The sequence below is a fragment of the Corynebacterium sp. A21 genome (assembly GCF_052266655.1).
Lineage (GTDB): Bacteria > Actinomycetota > Actinomycetes > Mycobacteriales > Mycobacteriaceae > Corynebacterium.
The window spans coordinates 39,855-63,049 of the sequence record NZ_JBQPQY010000013.1 but is presented as its reverse complement, the minus strand read 5'-3'; the positions used below and the strand labels follow the sequence as shown (position 1 = coordinate 63,049).

General features: G+C 63.4%; 17 protein-coding genes. 14 read left to right on the top strand and 3 right to left on the bottom strand.

Annotation, left to right across the window (positions count from 1 at the left end; all coding sequences use genetic code 11):
• Window positions 1-72: 72 nt before the first annotated feature.
• On the bottom strand, window positions 73-2,199 hold the full coding sequence (locus ACTU46_RS14035; RefSeq protein WP_443382832.1) for an N-acetylmuramoyl-L-alanine amidase: 2,127 nt from the start codon (window positions 2,197-2,199) through the stop codon (window positions 73-75).
• 322 nt (window positions 2,200-2,521) lie between these two features.
• Here ACTU46_RS14035 and glf point away from each other — a divergent pair, with 322 nt between their 5' ends.
• The 5 genes from glf to ACTU46_RS14010 all read left to right on the top strand — a co-directional run bounded on the left by glf (window position 2,522) and on the right by ACTU46_RS14010 (window position 6,718).
• Window positions 2,522-3,691: a UDP-galactopyranose mutase gene (gene glf / locus ACTU46_RS14030; protein WP_443382830.1), complete on the top strand. Its 1,170-nt coding sequence runs from the start codon at window positions 2,522-2,524 to the stop codon at window positions 3,689-3,691.
• A 308-nt stretch (window positions 3,692-3,999) separates the two neighbouring features.
• Window positions 4,000-4,620: an arsenate-mycothiol transferase ArsC gene (locus tag ACTU46_RS14025; protein ID WP_443382827.1), complete on the top strand. Its 621-nt coding sequence runs from the start codon at window positions 4,000-4,002 to the stop codon at window positions 4,618-4,620.
• A 212-nt stretch (window positions 4,621-4,832) separates the two neighbouring features.
• Window positions 4,833-5,090: a three-helix bundle dimerization domain-containing protein gene (locus ACTU46_RS14020; protein ID WP_443382824.1), complete on the top strand. Its 258-nt coding sequence runs from the start codon at window positions 4,833-4,835 to the stop codon at window positions 5,088-5,090.
• 125 nt (window positions 5,091-5,215) lie between these two features.
• Window positions 5,216-5,773 (top strand): phosphatase PAP2 family protein, encoded by a 558-nt coding sequence (locus tag ACTU46_RS14015; protein ID WP_443382823.1) that lies wholly within the window; start codon window positions 5,216-5,218, stop codon window positions 5,771-5,773.
• Between the two features lie 300 nt (window positions 5,774-6,073).
• Window positions 6,074-6,718, top strand: a complete 645-nt coding sequence (locus ACTU46_RS14010; RefSeq protein ID WP_443382821.1) for a three-helix bundle dimerization domain-containing protein — start codon at window positions 6,074-6,076, stop codon at window positions 6,716-6,718.
• 105 nt (window positions 6,719-6,823) lie between these two features.
• Here ACTU46_RS14010 and ACTU46_RS14005 read toward each other — a convergent pair whose 3' ends face one another.
• Window positions 6,824-8,314: a DUF5129 domain-containing protein gene (locus tag ACTU46_RS14005; protein WP_443382818.1), complete on the bottom strand. Its 1,491-nt coding sequence runs from the start codon at window positions 8,312-8,314 to the stop codon at window positions 6,824-6,826.
• Window positions 8,315-8,549: 235 nt separating this feature from the next.
• Here ACTU46_RS14005 and ACTU46_RS14000 point away from each other — a divergent pair, with 235 nt between their 5' ends.
• The 5 genes from ACTU46_RS14000 to ACTU46_RS13980 all read left to right on the top strand — a co-directional run bounded on the left by ACTU46_RS14000 (window position 8,550) and on the right by ACTU46_RS13980 (window position 15,418).
• Window positions 8,550-10,541, top strand: coding sequence for a glycosyltransferase (locus ACTU46_RS14000; RefSeq protein WP_443382816.1), 1,992 nt, complete (start codon window positions 8,550-8,552; stop codon window positions 10,539-10,541).
• Window positions 10,538-11,044: a phosphatase PAP2 family protein gene (locus ACTU46_RS13995; RefSeq protein ID WP_443382813.1), complete on the top strand. Its 507-nt coding sequence runs from the start codon at window positions 10,538-10,540 to the stop codon at window positions 11,042-11,044. Before ACTU46_RS14000 ends, ACTU46_RS13995 begins: the two co-directional genes overlap by 4 nt.
• Entirely contained in the window at window positions 11,041-12,027 is a 987-nt protein-coding gene (locus tag ACTU46_RS13990) for a decaprenyl-phosphate phosphoribosyltransferase (protein WP_443382810.1), read from the top strand. Before ACTU46_RS13995 ends, ACTU46_RS13990 begins: the two co-directional genes overlap by 4 nt.
• Window positions 12,028-12,179: 152 nt before the next feature.
• Complete coding sequence (gene zomB / locus ACTU46_RS13985) at window positions 12,180-14,141, top strand: flagellar motor control protein ZomB (protein ID WP_443382808.1); 1,962 nt, start codon at window positions 12,180-12,182, stop codon at window positions 14,139-14,141.
• Between the two features lie 251 nt (window positions 14,142-14,392).
• Window positions 14,393-15,418 (top strand): alpha/beta hydrolase, encoded by a 1,026-nt coding sequence (locus ACTU46_RS13980; protein ID WP_443382805.1) that lies wholly within the window; start codon window positions 14,393-14,395, stop codon window positions 15,416-15,418.
• 120 nt (window positions 15,419-15,538) lie between these two features.
• On the opposite strand, the gene ACTU46_RS13975 is transcribed toward ACTU46_RS13980, so the two are convergent.
• Window positions 15,539-16,915, bottom strand: a complete 1,377-nt coding sequence (locus ACTU46_RS13975) for an HNH endonuclease (protein WP_443382803.1) — start codon at window positions 16,913-16,915, stop codon at window positions 15,539-15,541.
• A gap of 577 nt (window positions 16,916-17,492) precedes the next feature.
• Between ACTU46_RS13975 and ACTU46_RS13970 the strand changes: the two genes are divergently transcribed.
• The 4 genes from ACTU46_RS13970 to ACTU46_RS13955 all read left to right on the top strand — a co-directional run bounded on the left by ACTU46_RS13970 (window position 17,493) and on the right by ACTU46_RS13955 (window position 22,883).
• The gene (locus tag ACTU46_RS13970) at window positions 17,493-19,436 is read left to right on the top strand and encodes an alpha/beta hydrolase-fold protein (RefSeq protein ID WP_443382800.1); all 1,944 of its coding nucleotides are present in this window, start codon (window positions 17,493-17,495) and stop codon (window positions 19,434-19,436) included.
• On the top strand, window positions 19,436-19,969 hold the full coding sequence (locus tag ACTU46_RS13965; RefSeq protein WP_443382797.1) for a DUF732 domain-containing protein: 534 nt from the start codon (window positions 19,436-19,438) through the stop codon (window positions 19,967-19,969). The genes ACTU46_RS13970 and ACTU46_RS13965 overlap by 1 nt, the downstream gene beginning before the upstream one ends.
• Before the next feature lie 4 nt (window positions 19,970-19,973).
• Window positions 19,974-20,882: a cutinase family protein gene (locus tag ACTU46_RS13960; protein ID WP_443382794.1), complete on the top strand. Its 909-nt coding sequence runs from the start codon at window positions 19,974-19,976 to the stop codon at window positions 20,880-20,882.
• Window positions 20,883-21,032: 150 nt separating this feature from the next.
• The gene (locus tag ACTU46_RS13955; protein ID WP_443382791.1) at window positions 21,033-22,883 is read left to right on the top strand and encodes a FadD32-like long-chain-fatty-acid--AMP ligase; all 1,851 of its coding nucleotides are present in this window, start codon (window positions 21,033-21,035) and stop codon (window positions 22,881-22,883) included.
• The last annotated feature ends 312 nt before the right edge of the window (window positions 22,884-23,195 follow it).

Here is a 23,195-nt window from a genome sequence, read left to right as displayed (position 1 = left end):
GTTGTTTGCCGGCCCCGGAGACGTCGAAACCCGCATCGCCGAGGTGGCGATGCGGGTTCTGGTTCAGCCGTACTAGTTCTGCTGAATATCGACGGCGTTGGTGGCCGGATCGTAGGTGATGTAGCCGTTCTGGAAGTCCACCCGGGTCAGGTTCCCGGACTGGTACTCCTCACTGGTCGGCAAGCCCAGGGGGCCGAGATCATAACCCTGGCTGGCCCAAGCGTCACCGATCGCTCCCCAGAGGGCATGTGCACCGGTCTGATCGGAGTCGAGGATGATGCCGTTGTCGAAGAGGGCGTAGTTGATGCCGGAGTTGCCGTTGCGGTCGCCGGCGTACTGGACGCCACTGCGGGATTCGCCGAGCACGGGGCCGAGGACCGTGAGCAGGGTCTGTGCCAGCTGACCGATCTCGCTATCACCGCTGAGGGAAACCACGCCCTGCAGTACCGGCGGGATGTGTCCGAGCGTCAGGCCGCTGACTACTTCGACATCGCCGAGGTTGCCGATGCCGCCGACATCACCCTGGGAGAGGGCGAGTGAGAGTGCGACCACTGCGATGGTGCCGGCAGCGGCGATGATGGCGGACTGGTCGCCGTTGATCAGGCCCTCGATGTCGAGGCCACTGACGGAGGAGAGCTGGGCGGTGCCGGGCTCGTTATCCACCGGGGGAGTGACAATCGGCTCATCCGGGATCGGATCGGTGATCGGCGGGGTGGTGTTATCGTCCGGGATGCTGCCGCCACCGTTGCCGCCGGTGCCATTCTGGATGCCGTCGTAGGTGGTCTTGGCGATGCTGCGGATATTGCCCATCTGGGCATAACCCGCGTTACCCGGACAAGCGGTGTTGCCGACATCGCGGTGGGCGAAGATATTCGGCAGGGTCACCGCAGCGCCGTAGGGGTACTTGGCGTAGCTGGTTCCCTCGGAGTAGTGGACGTCGGAGCCGGTCGGATCGAACTGGGCGTCAGCGACGCTGGCCCGCCAGCCGGCGAGCTCGCCGACGGCCTGGATCGTCGCCGCGGAAGGCGTGACGTTGCTGTAATCACCCATCATCGAGATGGCCCAGGTGTTCTGGTTGAAGCCACCGGCGTGGGCGCCCTGGACCGCCTTGTTCAGGCCTCCGGCGCGTCCCTCGAAGATATTGCCGTACTTGTCCACCAGGGACTGGTAGCCGATATCGCACCAGCCCAGGGTCGAGGCATGGTACTTGTAGTAACCGCGCATCTGCGCGGCGGACCCCGCCTCGGTGTAGTTGTTGGAACCCGCGGTGTGGTGAATGGTGATGGCGGAGACGGAGTCATCGTAGGTGGGCGAGGAGCAGCGGAGGGATTCATCCGCACGCCAGCCCGCGCGGGAGATGACATTCGGCATGCCATAGGAATCGGACTCGGCAGCCAGAGCGATGCCGCCCTCTTCCTCGTTGCCGTCAATGAAGACTGCCTGAATATCGGCGGCATCAGAGACATCAGCGACAGGCTTGATATCGCCGTAGTTGGTGGGCAGCGGGGCAGTGCCGGCGCCAACCGGCGCCTCTGCGGCAGGAGCCGGTGCCTGCTCAACGGGAGCTTCGACTACGGGTGCCGGAGCCTCGACTACCGGTGCTTCCTCAGCGGGTGCTTCCTCAGCGGGTGCTTCAGCAACCGGAGCCTCAGCAGGAGCCTGCTCAGCTGCGGCTTCCTCGGCCGGAGCCTCGCCGGTTTCGGTGCCGATGATGTCCACGCCGGTCACGGAGACCTGGACTTTGGTGGTCGGCTCGATGTAGACCAGGTCGGTGCCGGACATGCCGGTGGGGCTGACTGCATCCATGGGCTCAGCGGCGTACCAGGGGCCCCAGCTGCCGTCGGCGGCTTCGGCGCGGACGAAGGGGGCGATATCGCGGTGGCCCTGCCAGGTCAGTGCGAACATGGAAAATTCCTGGTCGCGGGTGAATTCCTTCACCGTGCGAGCGGTCCCGCCGGCACTGGGTGCAGCTTCGCCTCCCTGGGCGGAGATGGCGGCATCTTCAACAACAATGTTTTCGCCCTCGGTGAGGGAGACGGATTCCTCAGAAGCGGAGACTGGTGCGGTACCGGCTTCCTGGGTCTTGAGGATGTCGTCGGTGTTGAGACCGACCACTACTGCGGCGACGATGACGATGGACATGATGATCGCCAGCGTGGGGCGCTGTCTGACCGCGGTGAGGCGTCGTCTTTGCTGCACTTATTTGCTCCCTGAATTTGATGGTGCGGCTGGGACTCCTTGAGTCGGAAGAAATGATAGTACAAGGATGTGGCCAATGATAGCCCTGAGGATACATCGCATGCATGTTATTGAATGAATCCACTGGGACGTGTGTGACTAATGGGAATAGTATTCCATGCTCCCACCTCGGGTGATGCTGTTCGGGGTGAAGAACTGGTGAATTTTTCCTGGGAGAGCGAGGTGTGACGGGGTCCGCGTCGGGGCCGCGGCGTCGATAAGCGGCACCTTGCGCGGGGTGTTGTCATGCTGCCTGCGACGGGGTCGATTAGGGTCAAGATTTATGACGGAAGCTAAGAATTATGATCTGATCGTCGTCGGCTCAGGGCTGTTCGGCCTGACCGTGGCTGAGCAGGCGGCCAGTGAACTGGGCAAGCGGGTGCTGATTGTGGAGCGCCGCAGCCATCTCGGCGGCAACGCCTACTCGGAGGCGGAGCCGGAAACCGGCATCGAAATCCACAAGTATGGCGCGCACCTGTTTCACACCTCCAATGAGCGGGTGTGGGAGTATGTCAACCGTTTCACCGGTTTCACCGGCTATCAGCACCGGGTCTTTGCGATGCATGATGGCACCGCGTACCAGTTCCCCATGGGCCTGGGCCTGATCAACCAGTTCTTCGGTAAGTATTACAGCCCCGAAGAGGCACGCGAGCTGATCAAGGAGCAGTCTGCGGAGATCAGTGCGGCCGATGCCACCAACCTTGAGGAGAAGGCGATCTCCCTGATCGGCCGCCCGCTCTACGAGGCCTTCATCCGTGATTACACGGCCAAGCAGTGGCAGACCGATCCGAAGAACCTGCCGGCCGGCAATATCACCCGCCTGCCGGTGCGCTACACCTTCAACAACCGCTACTTCAATGACACCTATGAGGGCCTGCCGGTTGATGGCTACGCCGCCTGGCTGAAGCGCATGGCTGATCATGAACTGATCGAGGTCCAGTTGGATACCGACTGGTTCGAGGTGCGCGATGAGATCCGGGCGGCGAACCCGGATGTTCCGGTGGTTTATACCGGGCCGCTGGACCGCTATTTCGATTACTCCGAGGGCAAGCTCGGCTGGCGGACCCTTGATTTCGAGACCGAGGTCCTGCCGACCGGTGATTTCCAGGGCACCCCGGTGATGAACTACAACGATGCGGATGTTCCTTTTACCCGTATCCATGAGTTCCGTCATTTCCATCCGGAGCGTGAGGACCGTTACCCGGCGGATAAGACCGTGATCATGCGTGAGTTCTCCCGCTTCGCCGATGATTCGGATGAGCCCTACTATCCGATCAACACCCCGGATGACCGCGAGATGCTCAAGAAGTACCGCGGGCGCGCCGAATCCGAGACCGCTGCTGCCAAGGTTTACTTCGGCGGCCGGCTGGGTACCTATCAGTACCTGGATATGCATATGGCGATCGCTTCGGCGCTGACCATGTTCGACAATAAGCTGCGCGAGGTTCTTTAGTACGCCGCTTATCGACGCCCCCGGGGGTCGAGCTCGCCGGAAGGGGGGTGGGGGGGGGGGGGGGGGGGGGGGGGNNNCCCCCCCCCCCCCCCCCCCCCCACCCCCCTTTGGCATGTCCGGTGTCGGGGTCGAAGATTTCCGGACCGAATCCACCAAGCTGTGACATTCTGCACATTAAGATAGGAATAGTGGGCTATCCAATTATTTCCGGCCAGCGTAATATGAACATCAAGTAAACGGTTTATGGACTGCAGGTGGCCTGCGAAAAGTGCTTCCGCGGGCGACGGCCATTGAGAGGAGTGGAAGAAATGAATAACGACCAATTCGACCTTGTTCGGAGCGATATGCACCGACGATTCGGCCAGATGTTCTCCCCTGAAACGATTGACCGGGTGCTTGATGAGGTCATCGATGAAAACGTCAGTCGCGCCAGGATCACCACTTTCGTGGCGGTCATGGTTGAGCGCGAAGCTTCGGAGCGCTTCGAGGAAATGGCTTCCGATGATCAGATTGCGGAGAAGCGCCGCAAGGAAATTCTCTTTGTCTGCCGTCGCAACGCCGGCCGCTCCCAGCTGGCCAGTGCGATCACCCGCGAGTTGGTCGGCAATCAGGTGCTCCATCGTTCGGTCGGGCTGGAGCCGGCTCCGGGGATCGATGAGACGGTCCTGGAGGTGCTGCGCGAGCGCGGCATCTCCACAGAGGGGTTGTATCAGAAGACGATCGTCCCGCGAACCATCCATGTCTCTGATGTTGTCGTCCTGATGGGCGTTGATGAGGTGCCGGGCGTGCCTGGTCATCGCTATCTGAGCTGGGATATTGAGGATCCTGAGGGGCAGCCCATTGGGAAGGTCCGCGAGATTGCGGATGAGGTAGAGCGCCACGTCCGTTCACTACTGAGTGATCTCAATCTTCTGGCGGCGGCTACATAGCTGCACTGCATGTCCGAATCTGGACGGGTACCCCTCCTGGTGGGGGTGCCCGTTCAATCTATTTTTCACCTCCCGACCTGGCCTTATGCAGGTTTCGTGATGCTCGACCTGGGGAAACGGGTTGCACATGACATGCCCATGACGCTAAAGTTAACGACAGGTTAACAGCAAGCACTTCAACATGAACCAGAATGAAAGAGGGGGTAACTGACATGTTCCCTATTAACAAGACCGCCGGCAATCGCAAGGACGTCCTGTGGAGCCTCCGTGAGGACCTCCAGGCACGTTTCGGTAACACTGTGGAGTCTCACCTGATCGATTCCCTGCTCGATTCCGTGGCAGCTGAGTTTGACCGCGAGGGTGGCATCGGCGCCTTCCGTAAGGTGCTCATCGAGCGCCGGGTCACCGCTGAGCTCGAGAGCGGCAGCGACCTGAACTACCTCTATGCGGACTTCGGTCACGCAGCATAAAACCTGCGCAGCATAAAACCTGCCATCTCCGCGCCTGGTTTCTGAACCTGGCAGCGTGAACATGGGGCCACCGGTATCAAGCCGGTGGCCCTTTGGCATGTCCGGGGGAGTTAATCTGGGCTGTCATGGATATCTCTGGCCTGGATGGCGCGGTGTGGGGCTCGGTCCTTGAGCTTCGGGCGGGACTGCCGCATGCCTGGGCCCTCTGGTGGGCCGAAATCTTCCGGCCCCGCTGGGTCGTGCTCTATGCGGCGGTCCTGAGTCTGTTTCTGTGGTGGCGGAGATCTTCCCGCTGGCTGTTCCCAGCCCTGGCGGTACTCTCTGCCACGGTGATCGGGCACCTGCTCAAGATGCTGATCGCCCGCCCGCGGCCGCCGGCGGAGTTCCGGCTGGCGGTGGAGGAGACCTTTGCGATGCCCTCGGGGCATGCCATTGCCGTCTTCTCCCTGGCCATGGTGATCACTCTCGGGTTCCGGGCTCCCGCCTGGCTGAGGTGGCTGGTCTGGCTCAATGCTTTTGGCGTCGCCTTCCTGCGACTCTATCTCGGGGTGCACTGGTTCAGTGATGTGCTGGTGGGTGCGGCGCTGGGGGTGTTGCTGTCCTGGTTGTGCTGGCGTTTATGTCGGGGGCTGGGCGTCGGGGGCGGGGTCTTGGGGGGTAGGGCCTCGGACATCTTTCGTTAACCTTGGCGGATTTCCCCTTCCGGGTCACTATTTCCATGGTTCCGGCAGGTCTGCGCGTTATTTGAGGGTGGGGTGGCACGGCTGAAGCTGGGTGAAAAAGTGCATTTCAGGCTGGTATTCTGGGGAAATTTTTGACCCTCAAGGTTGTGACCTGCGGAAATGACTTGCTTTTCCTGGAGGATCATGTAAAGTGAACATCAGGTTAACAAAGGGGAACCAAAAGAAGATATAGATTTGACGGGTTGGAATCACCGGCCCGTCAGCTTCCCCGTGCATTTCAGAAAGAGATAGGTGATCACCATGATGATCAACAAGTTCGACAATGTCCGCCTGGATCTTTACCGCCGTTTCGGCCACGTCTGCGACAGTCAGACCATCGATACCATTCTGGATGGTGTGATCGCAGAACGGACCGCCACCGCGAAGATCACGACGTACCTGCCGGTATTTGTCTTCCGCGATGCTGCAGAACTTATTCAGGACCACATCTGGGCCTCGGGAGATATCGGCACCCCGCGCAAGCGCATCCACTTCGTCAGTGGCGCCAACCCTGGCCAGTCCATCTTCGCTGCCGCCATCGCCCGCCACCTCAGTGACAACGGCGTCGTGGCCACCGCCGAAGCCGGCCATCCGGAAAATGATGCTGACCTCAAGGTTGAGTGGATTCTCTCCGAGCGCGAGCTGGACGCCCCGCGTCCCCGCCTGGCGGAGGTTGATGCCCGCGTTCTCGACGCCGCTGATGCCATTGTCCTGATGGGCGCGGAGGACACCCCGGATTTTGCGGGCCGTCGCTACGTCCGCTGGGATTTCAGCCATGACCCGGCTGCCAACCTGGCACAGGTCCGCACCCTCTGCGATGAGATCGAGATGCAGGTGTTCAATCTCCTCGTCGAGATGGGCGTGCCGATGACCGCACGCACCGCCGCGCAGGTGCTCGCCGCCTAGGCACGAGTCAGGCACAACACATATGAAGGGTGCGCCCGGAGGACGAGGAAGTCTCCGGGCGCACCCTTTATCCTTGCGGCACCCTTTCTTGCGGGAAGTCCTGAGTTAGAAGCTGCCGGATCCACCGCCACCGGAGAATCCGGAGGAGAAGCTGGTGTTGGCCGAGGGGCTGGAGCTCGAGGCGGCCGATTGTGCCGCACTGTAATCGGCCTGGTGCCAGGTGCTGAACAGCAGGAAGGGAACGTAATTGTGGTAGCCGATCCCCGGCTGCCAACCGCTCTGGTAGATCGTCGGCGCCTGGTGGGTGGTCGTCTGCTCCAGGTCGGCGTACATCTCCTGCTGCACCGCCTCGTTGAGCACCCGGGCGTCGGCCAGCAGGTCCGCGTAGCGGTCCATGAAATCGGTTGCGGCCAACTCGCCACGCAGCGCGAGCACCCGGCCGTCGAGCTCCCGTAGCCGTTGCGCCAGGGCACCATCGGAATCCTTGGCGGTGACCTCGGCTTCGAGGGTATCTTCGTGCAGCTGGGTCAGCTCCCGGCGGCGGGTGTCCTCATCGCCGTGTTCCATCTTCGCCAGTCGCTCGACATTCTCCTCGGCGGTCGCCATCTGGGTGACCGTCTCGTGGGCGGTCTCGATCTCCTTCGCCTTCTTCCGGAAGTCACTGTCCTTCGAGGAAGAGTCCAACCCGGAGAGCTGATCCATCTGCTCATGCAGGCCGAGGAAGCGGCCCTTCACATCCTCCCACTGGGTGCGCAGCGCATCATTGGCCAGGGGAGAGCTCAGGGAGTGGGCGCGAATGTCGATGGACTGCAGCTCCTGGGCCACCCGGCCGTAGTTGGCGGAGACATAATCAAAGCGTTCCCGGGCCTTTTCGCCCTTCTTCTTCTGGGAGTAACCCACCCCGGCGGCTGCTACGGCGCCACCGGCCACCGCCACGCCGCCGACGATCCCGGCCACCGCGCCACCGCTGAGACTGTTGTCCTCCCGAATCACGGTGGGATCTGCGGCAGCCTGGGTGCCGGCGAGCATGCCGGCGGCCCAGTTCCCCTGCCGCAGGGGCTCGCGCATCTGATCAAGGATCCCGTCAAGGCGGCTCTGGTCATAGATGCCGAGCTCATTGCAGACATCATCGCCGCAGTACACGCCCATGGCGTGTGGATCGAGCCCGACGGCCAGGATCAGATGCCCGGGGGCCCACTTCATATCCTCGTCCGGAAGTGAGGTGTCATTGAGAAGCTCCGGGGTAGTGGCCTTGGCGTACTCCAACACCGTGTCATTGAAGTTCTCGTCGTTCTCACTGAGGATCAGATAGTCCACGGTGGTCACTGAGGCTGGCAGCTCCACGCCTGCGGTGGACTCGGTGAGGAAGTCGATATCAGCCTCGGTGAGTTCCCCATCCGGGTTGTGGATGGCCACGGCCACCGCGGTGGTGGCGGGTGCTTGCGCGAGTACGCTCTCCGCGGCGGGGGCAGGGGCGGCACCGGAGATTCCCAGGCCGAGCAGGAGCGGTGCGGTGGTCAGTCCCGCGGCCGCGGCCAGGGCGAAAGCACGGCTGAATCGGGACCAGTGTGGGGCATTTCGGGTCGCGGGTTCCATGGTCCTGAGAGTACCGCCGGAACGGCCGTGGTCAGCGGATTTCGGCGGAACTTAACCGAAAGGAGATGCCTTTTCGGAGCGTGTTCTTCATCGCAGGTTGCGTGTCCGAAATGGCCCGCAGGTCTCAAGCAACTACGCTGATGGGTTGATACCGCCGTGATCACAACACTGCGGAATTTTAAGTGTCGGAACCCCCTGGGGTTCCGCAGATCTTTAGTCGACTCCTCGAAAGGCAATGGAACCAAACGTGAGCGACAGCGACCCGCAGTCACAGGCCGTGGAGCAGCTCCAGCGGATCCTGCTCCCCAAACGCGGCGAACCGCATGACGTGCGCATGCTCTACCTCATCGAGGCGGAGCATAACCGGGACCGGTTGTCCTGGGCGGACCGTTTCAGTGTGGATATCCCCGCCGGTGCGGAGGTGAGCTTCCAGACCTACTTCAACGCCTTCCCCGCCAGCTACTGGCGTCGCTGGTCCCAGCTGGAGAGCGTCATCCTGAAGCTGAAGATCAGCGGCACCGCCCGGGTGGAGGTCTACCGTTCCAAGATCGACGGCACCCGCGTCAACATCGAAGGCACCCTGGTCAGCGATGACACGGTCGAGTTCGATCTCTCGCTGGCCCCCTTCGAGGACGGCGGTTGGCTCTGGTTCGACCTGGCCGCCGAGACTGGCACAGTTGTGTCAGAGGCGGGTTGGTACGCGGACCGTGCCCCTGGTGTGCAGATCATGCCGGACGGCACCGAGGTCGGTCCCTTCGAGGCGCGTGCCACCATCGGCATCCCGACCTTCAACCGCCCGGCCGATGCGGTCGCCGCGCTGCAGGCACTGGGCTCTGACCCGACTGTCGACGCCGCGATCGACGCCGTGCTCATGCCCGACCAAGGCAATAAGCACCCGGCGGATGAGCCCGGCTATGAGGCGGCCGTCGCCCACTTCGGGGAGCGTTTCCATGAGTTCCGCCAGGGCAACCTGGGCGGTTCCGGCGGTTACTCCCGCATCATGTTCGAGGCCCTGGGCGGCGTCGACGGCAAGGGTGCGGCCGGTGCCGTGGAGAGCCCCTACATCCTCTACATGGATGATGACATCGCCATTGAGCCGGATTCGGTACTGCGCGCGATCCAGGTCGCCCGCTACGCCAAGTCCCCGATCATCGTCGGCGGGCAGATGCTCAACCTGCAGGACCGCGCCGAGCTGCGCTCCATGGGCGAGGTCATCGACGGTGCCGACTTCATGTGGTCCGCCGCCCCGCACTCGGACTACGACCACAACTTCGCCGAGTACCCGCTGTCCTACAAGGGCGCGAAGGGGGATGAGAAGGACCCGACCGCGAAGAACTCCCGTGACCTGCACCGCCGCATCGATGTTGATTACAACGGCTGGTGGATGTGCATGTTCCCGCGGGTGGTCGCCGAGCAGGTCGGCCAGCCGCTGCCGCTGTTCATCAAATGGGATGACACCGAGTACTCGCTGCGTGCCGGCAAGGCTGGTTTCCCCACCGCCACCTGGCCAGGCGTGGCCATCTGGCACATGTCCTGGGGCGACAAGGATGACGCCATCGACTGGCAGGCCTATTTCCACCTGCGCAACCGGCTGATTGTCGCCGCCCTGAACCATGATGGTCCGGTGGAGGGCCTGGTCAGGTCCATGCGCAAGTCCACCTTCAAGCACGTCATGTGCCTGGAGTACTCGACGCTGGCCATCCAGATCGAGGCGATGAAGGACTTCCTGGCCGGCCCGGATCAGCTCTTCGACATTCTCGAGTCCTCCCTGCCGCGGATCAATGCGATCCGCAAGGAATACTCCGATGCCCGGGTCATTCCCTCCGCGGCGAACCTGCCGAAGCCCTCGGGTGCGCCGGGCGTGCCCACCAAGGACATCGGTGGCCGCCTGGCCAAGATCAAGAAGGTGGCCTGGTTGGCCAAGGGGCTCAAGCACACCTTCTCCAAGGAAGACCCGGCGCACCATGAGGTGCCGCAGGTGAACCTCTCCCCGGCGGAGGCCCGCTGGTTCTCGCTCTCGCGTGTCGACGGCGCGACCGTGACCACCGCCGGCAACAACGGCGTGGTCTACCGCAAGCGCGACCGCGCCCAGGCCAAGGAACTGCTGGCGGAGACCCTGCGACTGCAGAAGGAGGTGGCGCAGCGCTTTGCTGAGATGCGCTCCGCCTACCGTGCCGCGCAGCCGCGACTGACCAGCCGTGAGTCCTGGGGGGAGATCTTCTCATGAGTGCCGCCGAGGTTAATGCCCTGGTGGGTATCCAGCAGGCGCTTCATGACGCCCCCGGCGTCCTTCCCACCGCGCGGGCGATGAGCCTGTTCGGTGAGCACGCCGCCGGCTGGCTCATCCTGGGCGCGGCCGGCGCGGTCGTCGATAAGCGTCGGCGTCGGCAGTGGGTGGCGCTGGGCGCGGCGGCCTTCACCAGCCATGCCGCCTCCGTGGTGCTCAAGCGGGTGGTGCGCCGGAAGCGTCCCCATGATCCGCGGATCCAGATCGGCGTGGGCACCCCCTCCCAACTTTCCTTCCCCTCATCCCATGCGACCTCCACCACCGCGGCGCTCGTCAGCCTGGCACACCTGAGTGGCAGCCCGCTGCCGCTGGCCGGTGTGCCGGTGATGATGGCCTCGCGTATGGTGCTGGGAGTTCACTACCCGACCGATGTCCTCGGCGGGGCGGCGCTGGGTGCCGCCACAGCCCAGGTCGTGCGAACCATAGAGAGGCGAAACGCGTGACATCGCAGAACCCCGGCTTCCTCGGCGGCCCTGAGCCGCATACCGAAGGAATCGACGACTCCAAGAAACGCAAGCCGCCGAAGAACCTTGCCGATGGCATGTTCAAGGCACTGCGCCCCAAACAATGGGTCAAGAACGCTCTTGTCCTCGCCGCCCCGCTGGCGGCCGGCGCTGACGCGCTCTTCCACACCCGCACCATGCTCGATGTGGTGCTGGCCTTCGTGGTCTTCTGCCTCGCAGCCTCCTCGATCTACCTGATCAACGACGCCCGCGATGTGGATGCCGACCGCGCCCACCCGACCAAGCGCTTCCGCCCGATCGCCGCCGGTGTGCTGCCGATCCAGCTGGCCTACGTCATGGCGGTGGTGCTCATCATCGCCGCCGTGGGACTGTCCTTCCTGGCATCCTCCGGTTTCGGCCTGGCGATCGTGGTGTCCGTCTACATCGCCCTGCAGCTGGGTTATTGCTTCGGCTGGAAGCACCAGCCGGTGATCGATATCGCCCTGGTCTCCTCCGGATTCATGCTCCGGGCGATGGCCGGTGGTGTCGCCGCCGGTATCGAACTGAGCCAGTGGTTCCTGCTGGTCGCGGCTTTTGGTTCGCTGTTCATGGCGGCCGGCAAGCGTTATGCGGAGATGCTGCTCGCGGAACGCACCGGCGCGAAGATCCGCCGTTCGCTGCAGGGCTACACCCCGACCTACCTGCGCTTTGTCTGGACGCTGGCCGCCACGGCCGTCGTCATGTCCTATGGGCTCTGGGGCTTCGAACTCTCCAATGAGTCCGGGGGCGCCGCCGCCATCTGGTACCAGGTCTCCATGGTTCCCTTCACCATCGCCATCCTGCGTTTCGCCGCGGATGTCGACCGTGGTCAAGGCGGTGCCCCAGATGAGCTGGCGCTGAGCGACCGGGTGCTGCAGATCCTGGCCCTGGCCTGGGTCGCCTGCATCGTCATGGCGGTCTACATCGTGCCGTCGTTGGGCTAGCTTCACTGTTCTTATCCGGCCCGTTCTCAGCGGGTGATTCACTGTGAACCTCCTCGAATCCCGGGGAGGTTCACAGCATTTCCGGGGTCTATCACGCAGGTCCCTGCGAGCCAGGAGTGCCACCGGAAACGCCGGTGCTAGCATTAACGCCCATGACGACAACGGTCTCCCGGGGGAAAACACCGGCTCGCCAGGGTATCTCTCTGACGCGGGCCACAGGTCTATTCAGCACCCTGGTGATCATCGTTCTCGCTTTTTGGGGCGGCTGGACCCGCCGCTGGATCTCCGATGACGGACTGATTGTCTTGCGCACCGTGCGCAACCTGCTGGCCGGCAATGGCCCCGTCTTCAACGCCGGGGAACGCGTCGAGGCGAACACCTCATCCCTCTGGCAGTACCTCATCTGGTTCCTGGCGCTGTTCACTGACGCCCGGCTCGAGATCATCGCGATGTGGTTGGGACTGCTGTTGACCACCGCTGCCCTGGCTATCGCGGTATGGGGATCGATGGTGATGTACCGCAGTAATAAGGCCCTGGTGGTGGTGCCCATCGGTGGCATCATCTACCTGACGCTTCCCCCCGCCCGGGACTTCGCCACCTCCGGGCTGGAGTGGGGCCTGTCCATCTTCTGGCTGGCGGTCCTCTGGTTGCTGCTGGCGCAGTGGTCCCAGCCGCGGCTCAAACCCGTCGGCCGGCATGCCCGTGGTGCGAGCTTTGACCGGGCGTTGTATTTCCTGGCGTTCTGGTGCGGCATCAGCTGGCTGGTCCGTCCGGAGCTGGCACTCTACGGTGGGTTGACCGGCATCCTGCTCATGGTCACCGCGAAGAATTGGAAGGTGATGCTCGGTATCCTGGCCTTCGCCCTGCCGGTGCCCGCCGCCTACCAGATCTTCCGGATGGGTTATTACGGTCTGATCACCCCACACACTGCGGTGGCCAAGTCCGCCTCGGATAGTGCCTGGGCCAGTGGCTGGGAGTACGTGCAGAACCTCACTGAGCCCTATGCCCTCTGGCTGGCGCTGGCCGTGGCGCTGCTCATCGGGGCGGTGGTGCTGTTGCGTGCCACCGAGCCCACGCGCCGCCCCTCCTTCGCGGAGGTGGGGGAGTTGCCGCAGGGGCGTTTCCGGGGCCGTTCCCGCCCGGTTGTGGTGGTGCTGGTCATCGTCTGCGCGCTGCTGCACTTCATCTATGTCATCCGGGTCGGAGGCGACTTCATGCACGGCCGGATGCTGCTGCTCCCACTCTTCGCGATCCTGCTGCCGCTCTCGCTGGTTCCGGTCTTCGACCTGACGCGGACCTCCCGCTGGCATGACCTGAGCCTCAGTGTCGGGGCACTGTTCATCGGCGGGTGGGCGATTTTCACCGTCCTCGGTGATTATGAGCACCCCATCGCCGATAGCGCCGGGGAACTGGGCATCGTCGATGAGCGTGGCTTCTGGACCCAGGCCACTGACCGTGAGCCGGGTGATCCGCCGCTGGTGGCCGCAGATTTCCTCGATGCCCCGATCATGCAGGACTACACCGATACCGTGGCCGCCGCCGATGCGGAGAACTCCGGCCTGATGCTGCAGATCGCTACCGGCAGTGACCCGGACACCTGGTCGTGGATCCATATTCCGCGCATGACGGAGGACTCTGATCTGCAGGACATTCCGCCGACGGTGTCCATGCTCAACCTCGGCATGACCGGGATGAATGCCCCGCTGGATATCCGCGTCATCGACAATGTCGGTCTGTCGAACCCGCTGGCAGCCCGCCAACCGCGGATCGACGATGGGCGTATCGGCCACGATAAGTGGCTCTCCCCGGCCTGGCAGGCCGCGGACTCCGCCACTGAGATTTCCGCCCTGCCGGGTTGGACCAAGCCGGAGGACGCCGAGCTGGCACGTGAGGCACTGCGCCATCCTGATTTCGTGGAGCTTTTCGAGACTTACCGGTCCCCGATGACGGTGGATCGTTTCTTCAGCAATATCAGGTTCTCCCTGACTACCGGGCGAACCCTGGAGTTCAGTGATGAACCTGAGGACTACCTGACGGGAATGCAAGACGGCCAGGTTTCTGAGGCTTCGCAGATTATGTGGCCAATATCAGTAAACCTGGATCAGCAGAGGTGAGAGGTTGGAAACCGCACCTTAAAGTCACGTTCCGATAACAAACGACTGAGTATTTTCTGCCTTAATGGTTTAGGCTGTCTCCCGACTGGCGAAAGGCTGGGTCGGGTACAGGCCTGATTGATTGGTTCGTCCGATCTGATTGATCATGTAACGCTCGCCTTTTGTCGCCCGATTAGGGGACAGTGTGAAAGTCGTGTCTGCCACCGAAGGCGGACAGGAGATGGAAGTAGTGAATTGAGTCGAGGAGAAGCATGACAACGTGGACCGATATGCGTTCCCTGGGACGCAAGAGCATCGCAGCCCTCGTGGCTGTGGTGATCGCCCTGGGCCTCATGGTGGTATCGGCCGGTGAAGCCTCCGCAAACCGCGGTTGGCTGCGCCCGGATGCCAACGGCGCCTGCGAGTGGGATGCGCACCAGTGGTGGGTGCAGCGCTGTGATGTCTGGTCCGAGGCGACCGGTCACAACATCACCGTTCAGATCCAGCCGGCCGCCCGCGGCGGCAACGCCGGCTTCTACCTGCTGGACGGACTGCGCGCGACCAACAACGCCAACGCCTGGACCGTCGACCGGTCCGCGCCGGCCACCTACGCCGACCACAACATCACCCTGGTGATGCCCGTCGGCGGCGCAGCTTCCTTCTACGCTGACTGGGAAGGCCCAGCCACCTATGACCTGAACAACCCGGTCAACTACCAGTGGGAGACCTTCCTGACCTCCGAGCTGCCGGGCTACCTGCAGCAGCACTTCGGCGTCAGCCCCAGCAACAACTCGATCGCTGGACTGTCCATGGGCGGCACCGCTGCCCTGAACCTGGCTGCCGCTCACCCGAACCAGTTCCGTCAGGCGATGTCCTGGTCCGGCTACCTCACCACCACCCTGCCCGGCGCTCAGACCATGCTCCGTGTCGCTCTCCTCGACGCCGGCGGCTTCAACCTCAACGCCATGTACGGTTCCATGGTGAACCCGCGCCGCTTCGCGAATGACCCCTTCCTCAACATGGGTCAGCTCAAGGCCATGGATGACATCTACATCTCCGCCGCCTCCGGTTTCCCCGGCCCGCAGGACGCTAACTACCCGATCCAGTACACCGCCTCCGGTATGCCGCTTGAGATGCTCGCCCGCCTCTCCACCACGGCTTGGGCATTGAAGGCCAAGGCTGAGGGGCTGAACTTCACCGAGGATTATCCGGCCACCGGTATCCACAACTGGACCAACTTCGGTTCCCAGATGGAGAAGACCAAGCCCCGCGTCCTCGACGTGATGAACGCCTGGTAGTTCTTTTTCACCGCGCTTCATAAGCTCCGCCTCCGGACCCGTTGGTTCGGCAGGCGGAACTTTTGTTTTGAGGGTGCGCCGCTGCACCTACTGCTTATCGATGGTGCGCGCCGCGGCGCGCTAGGCGGTCCCGAGGGCAGCATCATCGAAGGAGTCTCCCGAGATAAGCTCACCCTGAACATAACGCTGATCCTCGGCGACCCGGCCGGCAGCGCCACGACGGTGCGAGGCGTAGACCACCCCATCGGGGAAGAAGAACTCCAGCACCGCCGGATCCCGCGGGTGGATCTCAATCCGCAGCGTTCCCGCCGACACCAGAGCATGACAGGCCGAGCACAGTGGGATCAGATTATCGGGATCGGTGCCGCCACCGGCCGCCCAGGCCAGGATGTGATGGAACTCCAGGAACTGGGTGTGCACACACCCCGGGGTGGCACACTGGCCCTCCCACTGGGCCAGCAGCATCCTCTCCAGTGCCGCGTTGACTGTTCGTTTCGAGCGCCCGCAGAAGATCTGCACACCGCGTTCATCGATGACCTCGATCTGGCTGTGGGCATTGAGCAAGACCCGATGGAGGTATCTGAGCTCCGCCCCAGCCCGGCCCATGAGATGTGCGGGGCCGTCGAGCCCGGCCCGGAGGTGGACCTCGGCGCCGGGGGCGCGGACCTGGCTGCGTGGGGTGCTCCGGACCATCGCGACCATCATGAACAGTGAGTGCAGCAGGGTGGCGTGCCGGGGTGGACCGAAACGTGAACCACGACGCCGGGTGGGCTCCGGCGGGGCTTGGGGCTCAGCACCGGCACCGGGCTCATCCGCAGCCTCGGGCTCATCTTCATTCTCGGTCTGGTCGACCCGGTGGGAGGGGACGGTTTCCGGGGTCTCGGCGGCCTGGTCGAGCCGCTCATCGAGTTCATCGAGGGTCAATTGGGTGAGGTCGGAGTCGGTGATGGTTTTGTGGGAGGCGAGTTCGGCGATTTTCAGGGCGGCGAGTAGTTCGGTGGCCCGGTCGGGGTTCAGGCGTGCCCAGAGGGTCATGTGGCCGGTGTCGGGGCAGACACGGTAGTTGAGGTACTCGGTGGGGGTGGTGGTTTTCCCGGGGCGTTTACGTCCGTGGAGGGCGTGTTCGAGGTCGGGGTAGGTCAGGGTGCGGGCGAGGCCGACGAGTTCTTCTTCGTTGTCGGGGGTCAGGTAGCGCAGGAGGAGGCGGACTTTGGAGTAGCTCAGGGTTGCATGTTGGAAGTTTTCGCTCAGGAGGGGGAAACGGTGGAGTTTGGTGGCGATGTGGAGGTACTCCTGGGCGGTGCGTGGGGAGGCGCCGAGTTCGCGGATGAGCCAGGCAGTGGTGGTGCTGGATCCTTGGGTGCGGGCGAGATTGCGGGTGGTGAATTCGCCGAGCGTGATCAGGAAGGTGGCTTTGTGGGTGGTGAAGGCGGTGTGGTGGTGGATGAGGGTGGTGATGAGTTGGGTGTCGGACAAGGTGTCGGTGGTGGTGTGCATCTGGTCCCCAGAGTGACGGTTCAGTCGAAAGTATTTTCGATCACCGCCACCCTAGGGGGCATGCCGGACATGGCCACCCCCGGGTGGCCCCGTCTGGGCGGGGGGGCCGGTGGCCTGGGGTTTGTGGGTGTTGGGTGCGCGCCACGGCGCGCTTTTTGTGCCGGTCGGGTCGTGGTCGGCGCGGTTCCCGGGGGCGTCGATAAGCGGCCGCCTCACTGTATATATGGGGGCGATTCCGGCGAATGGATTTTGAGATAATCCCCCCACTGTGCGGCGCGTCCCTTTCGAAAGTCTCAACCTTAACTTAAGCTTGATCGTGAACTGCTCGGACGGCCTCAACACATACCCACATATGTTACGAGAACGTCAGTAGCGGCGATACTAAGACGACAATCAAATAAAGTGCTCCCAGGTCGGCGATCTGGAGACTGGGCAACGGTGCCGCCAATTCCGGAGGAGGGGAACCCTCGGAGTTGGCGGACCGGTGCGTATTGCAGTGTTCTGCACCGGTAACTCGTGTTTCCGCCTGGGATCCCTTGCTCTGCTCATAGTCACTTCGAATCACAAGGACAGATACATGCGCGACACCGCATCCCGTTTCTCCCGGCAGCGCTCCCTCTGGATTGCCGCTGCCGCCGTCCCTACCGCCGCGGCCCTCTCCCTGAGCCTGGCCGCCGGTCCCGCCATGGCCCAGAGCTCCGGCTCCTCGGGTGGGTCCAGCGGACTCAGTGACTACCTGCAGAGTGACACCCCGCCGGAGCGGTCCCCGATCAACACCGAATACCCGGAGGTTGAAGGCCTGCCCGCAGGTGTCTCCATCGACCGCGTCGAGTGGTACACCAACCGCCACATCTCCATCTTCATCAACTCCGCGGCGATGCCGGATTCCCCGATCCAGGTCCAGATGCTGCTGGCCCGTGACTGGCAGTCCAGCCCGGACCGCGACTTCCCGGAGGTGTGGGCCCTGGACGGTCTGCGCGCCCGCGATGACGAGTCCGGCTGGACCATCGAGACCAACATCGAGCAGTACTACGCCGACAAGAACGTCAACGTGATCATGCCGGTCGGTGGCGAGTCCTCCTTCTATTCTGACTGGCAGCAGCCCGACAACGGCAAGCACTACAAGTGGGAAACCTTCCTCACCAATGAGCTGGTTCCGGTCCTGGAGAACGGCTTCCGCTCCAATGGTGAGCGTGCCGTCACCGGTATCTCCATGGGTGGCACCGCGGCTGTCAACCTGGCTGAGCGCCACCCGCAGCTCTTCGACTTCGTCGGTTCCTTCTCCGGCTACCTCGACACCACCACCCCCGGCATGCCGCTTGCCATCTCCGCCGCGCAGCAGGATGCCGGCGGATACACCGCCGCTAAGATGTGGGGCCCGGTCGGCTCCCAGGACTGGATCGACCACGACCCGAAGCTGGGCCTCGCCGGGCTGCAGGATATTCCCGTCTACGTCTCCGCAGGTAACGGCACCGACGACTTCGGCCGTCCGGGTTCCGTGGCCAAGGGGCCGGCCAACTATGCCGGTAAGGGCCTGGAGGTCATCGCCCGGATGTCCACCCAGACCTTCGTCAACCGCGCGGAGGCCGAGGGCATCAACGTCATCGCCAACTTCCGCCCCTCCGGCGTGCACTCCTGGGAGTACTGGCAGTACGAGATGACCCAGGCCTGGCCGCACATGGCCGACGCCCTGAACGTCCCAACGGAAGACCGTGGTGCTGACTGCACCGCCGTCGGCGCCATCGGCGACGCCACCGCCTCCGGGATCATCGGCTCCTGCGTGAACAACGAGTACGACGTCGCCGACGGTGCCGGTAAGGCACAGGACTTCCGCGCTGGCACCGCCTACTGGTCCCCGGAGACCGGTGCCCAGGCACTCTTCGGCCGCATCAACGCCCGCTACTCCGAGCTCGGCGGCGCGGGCTCCTGGCTCGGTTTCCCGACCTCCGGTGAGCAGACCACCCCGGATGGCCAGGGCCGCTACGTCCAATTCCAGAACGGTTCCATCTACTGGACCGCCGCCACCGGTGCCTACGCCATCCCGCGCGATATGTTCCAGCACTGGGGCACCATCGGCTGGGAAGGTGGCGACCTGGGCTACCCGGTGGCCGAGGCCACCGAGTCCAAGGGTGGCTTCATCCAGGAGTTCGAGAACGGCTATGTCGTGCGCACCCCGGATAATGAGAACTACTGGGTCCGTGGCGTTATCGCCCAGAAGTACAAGGAGCTGGAGACCACCAACTCGGAGCTGGGCTACCCGATCTCTGATGAGAAGCTCGTCAATGGCGGTGCCTTCCAGGAGTTCGAGAATGGCTCCATCTACTGGTCCGCGGACACCGGCGCCCACTTCATCAAGTCCGGCGATATCTTCAACGCCTGGGGTGCGAAGGGCTGGGAGCAGGGTGAGTTCGGCTTCCCGACCGCCGATCAGACCGGCATCCTCTTCGGCGGCGAGATCGTCGAGTTTGAGAATGGCACGATCCGCCAGGTCAACGGCAAGGTCGAGGAGGAGCTCAACTAGTGCGGAATTCCCGGAAGTACGCCAGCCTGCTCATCACCTGTGTCGCAGCCCTGGGCCTCGCGGCCTGCGGTGGCGATGCGACCGTCGAGAATGATCCCGCCACGGAGCTGAGCTCAGTGGCGCCGCTGACGCGGGAGTCTGGAACGTCTTCCGCCAGCAGCGCGTCCACCTCCGCCAGCGAAGCCAGCGGTTCCACTTCCGCCCCGGGCACCAATGCACCGGTCCGGCCGGAGCCGTTGCCGCAGGATGGTGCCGCGGAGGAGATCGAGGAGATCCCGGAGCAGACCATCGAGCGTTCCCCCGAGGAAGAGGCCTTCCTCGGGGAGGTCGCCGAGGGTGAGATTGATATCACCGGCGTGGAGGAACAGCTGATCGGCGCTGCCGCCACCGTCTGTGAATCAGTCGAGAGTGGCAATGAAAACGTCATCGTACCTGCGGTGGCCGGCCAGCTGGTGGAGCAGGGTAAGACCCAGCTGCCGGCGGAGGAGGCGGCCACGCTGATTGAATCTGCGGCCGAGTCAGCGTACTGCTAGAACGATGAAGAAAGTTTTCACGGTTCTGGCCGTGCTGGTTGTGCTGGTGTTGATCGGTGTCGGAATTATGCAGTGGCAGCGGGGTTCTGTTGAGACTCCGCTGCCGCCGCTGGGCGGCGGCGAGACCACCACTGAGCAACCGGAAGGGTGCATCGACGTCCAGGTGATCTCCGCACCGGGCACCTGGGAGTCCGCTCCCAACGATGATCCGCACAACCCGACCGCCAACCCCTGGTCCTTCATGCTGAGCGTCACTCAGCCGCTGCAGGAGCGCTTCAACCCGGATCAGGTTGAGGTGTGGACGCTGCCGTACACCGCACAGTTCCGGAATATCAATGCGCAGCAGGAGATGTCCTATGACGACTCGCGCAATGAGGGGCTGGCCAAGGTGGAGGCGGAGATGGCAGCCACCCATGCCGAGTGCCCGCAGACCGATTTCATTCTCGCCGGCTTCTCGCAGGGCGCGGTGCTCCTCGGTGATCTTGCCAGCAAGATCGGCAATGGTTATGGCGTGGTCCCGGCCGACCGGATCAGGGGTGTCGCCCTGGTTGCGGACGGTCGTCGGGAACCTGGTGTGGGCCAGGTCCCGGGTGTCCAGGTCGACGGCGTCGGCGCGGAGATCACCCTGGAATCGCTGAACCTCCTGGTTCAGGCGGTGGTCCCCGGGGCGACCATGCGTGGTCCCCGGGAAGGTGGTTTCGGTGAGCTCAATGACCGGGTCTATGAGATCTGTGCCCCGGATGATTCGATCTGCGATGCCCCGCGCGATGCCGGTAATGCGATCGGCAGGGCGCAGGCCCTGGTCGCGGCGAACGGGGTGCATGCGATGTACGCCACCAACCCCGATGTGATCCCCGGAACGACCACAAATCAGTGGCTCGTGGACTGGGCTTCCCAACTGCTGCAGCAGTAGCGATAGCATCGGGAATGAGATCATCTCGGCTATGGCGGGGATGGTCTGAGCTGCTATATTTCAAAGTCAAAAGTAACAAATCGTTATTAATATGACGATGTCGTGGATGATGACGTGGTGGACACCCCACGCGAGGACTAGAGGAGAAGCATGGATCTGCAAGCGGCCATGGGCCAGTTTTTCAATGACAAGGGCGAGATCGCCCTTGCCCCGCAGCTGACCCTCTCGGGTCTGGCGGAACTGATGTACCAGGCGGACCTTGCCCAAGGCGGCGGTGACCGTAAGGTGCTGCGGTTCTGGGATTTCTCCGGTTCCCGCGAAGGTGAAGCCGTGGATTTCACCCGCACCGAGATCAATACCCGTATCAAATCCGTGGCGGCCCGCCTGCAGCAGGTGGGCAAGATGGGTGACCGCGTGGCTATCTTGGCCAACAATAGCCCGGAGTACATCTTCGGCTTTGTTGGTGCGCTCTATGCTGGCATGACTCCGGTTCCGCTCTATGATCCGACTGAGCCGGGCCACGCCGACCACCTCGACGCCGTCATCGGTGACTGCTCGCCGAAGTTCGTGCTGACCAACTCCAACTCGGCCGCCGCCGTGCGTGAGCACTTCGCGAAGACCCCCTCCCGGGAGCGTCCGCGCATCCTTTCCGTGGATTCCCTGCCGGATGCCCTCGCCACCAGTTATCAGAACCCGATGACCACCCTGGCCGGCCAGCAGGTCATGGCTTCCTCGCAGGTCATGCCGATCGATATGCCGGCCTTCCTGCAGTACACCTCGGGTTCCACCCGTAACCCCGCCGGTGTCATCCTCACCAACCGCTCCATCCTCACCAACGTGCTGCAGATCTTCACCGCCGCACAGCTGAAGATGCCGCTGCGGCTGGTGTCCTGGTTGCCCCTGCACCACGACATGGGCATCATCCTGGCTGCCTTCGTCACCATCCTGGGTCTGCAGAACGAGGTCATGAGTCCGCGTGACTTCATCCAGCAGCCCTCCCGCTGGGTCTCCCAGCTCAACCGCCGTGAGAGCGATAAGAACCTCTACACCGTGGTCCCGAACTTCGCATTGGAGCTGGCTGTCCGTTATGGCAAGCCGGCAGAGGGCGAGCAGCTGGATCTCTCCGCCGTCGACGGCATCATCATCGGCTCCGAGCCGGTGAGCAAGAAGTCGGTGGAGTCCTTCGCCGATGCCTTCGAGGCCTTCGGTCTCAAGCGTGATGTGCTGCGTCCCTCCTATGGTCTGGCCGAGGCTTCCCTGCTGGTGACCACCCCGCAGACCCCGAACCGCCCGGTCTTCGCGAGCTTCGACCGCGATGCCCTGGCACAGGGCCGCGCCGAGGTCATCGCTGCCGAGGATGAGAATGCCGTGGTCTTCACCTCCAACGGTCAGGTGGTGAGCCCGCAGGTCCTGACCCTGGTGGATCCGGCGACCCGCGCTGAGATCGCTGATGGTCTCGTCGGTGAGATCTGGGCCCACGGCCAGAACATGGCCGCCGGTTACCTGGACCGCCCGGAGGACACCGCAGATACCTTCCAGAACACCCTGGGTGAGCGCCTGGCGGAGAACTCCCGCGCGGCGGGTGCCCCGGACAGCGGCTGGATGGCCACCGGTGACCTGGGTGCCATCATTGACGGTGAAATCTACATCACCGGCCGCCTGAAGGACCTGATCGTCATCGCCGGCCGTAACCACTACCCGCAGGATGTGGAATACACGGTCAACCAGGCCTCCGCGCACATCCGCCCGGATTCCGTGGCAGCCTTCTCCATCGAAGGTGATGACGTAGAGAAGCTGATCATCATCGCCGAGCGTGACAACGGCAAGGATGCCGCTGATGATGCGGCCGCCGTCGCGGCCATCCGCACCGCCATCTCGGGTGCCCATGGTCTAGTGCCGGAGGAGATCCGGATCGTAGAGCCCGGTGCCATCGCGCGTACCTCCAGTGGCAAGATCGCCCGCCGTGTCAGCCGCAAGAACTACCTGGCACAGCAGCAGTAGGAGCGGCCATGCCTGCTCAGCCCTTCGTTCCGCTTCGGCGGGCCGCGGGGCTTTTGTGCTGAAAAGTCCAGGTGTGCCGGATATTTTCAGCCGGTCCCAAGCCCCGGCACAGGCCCGGGTTGGGCGCGGCGTCGATACGCACGTGTGTTGGACCCCGCGATGTATGGTTCCGGATTAAAACAGGGCACAATTGAGACCATGCAGAATTAGATAAGCATTGTGCCGCAGGGCACAGTGATGGAAAGTGCCCGGGGTTCAGCCCCGAGAGTCCGAATATGAAACGAATTGGTGGCTGCCGGAGATATACCTCCG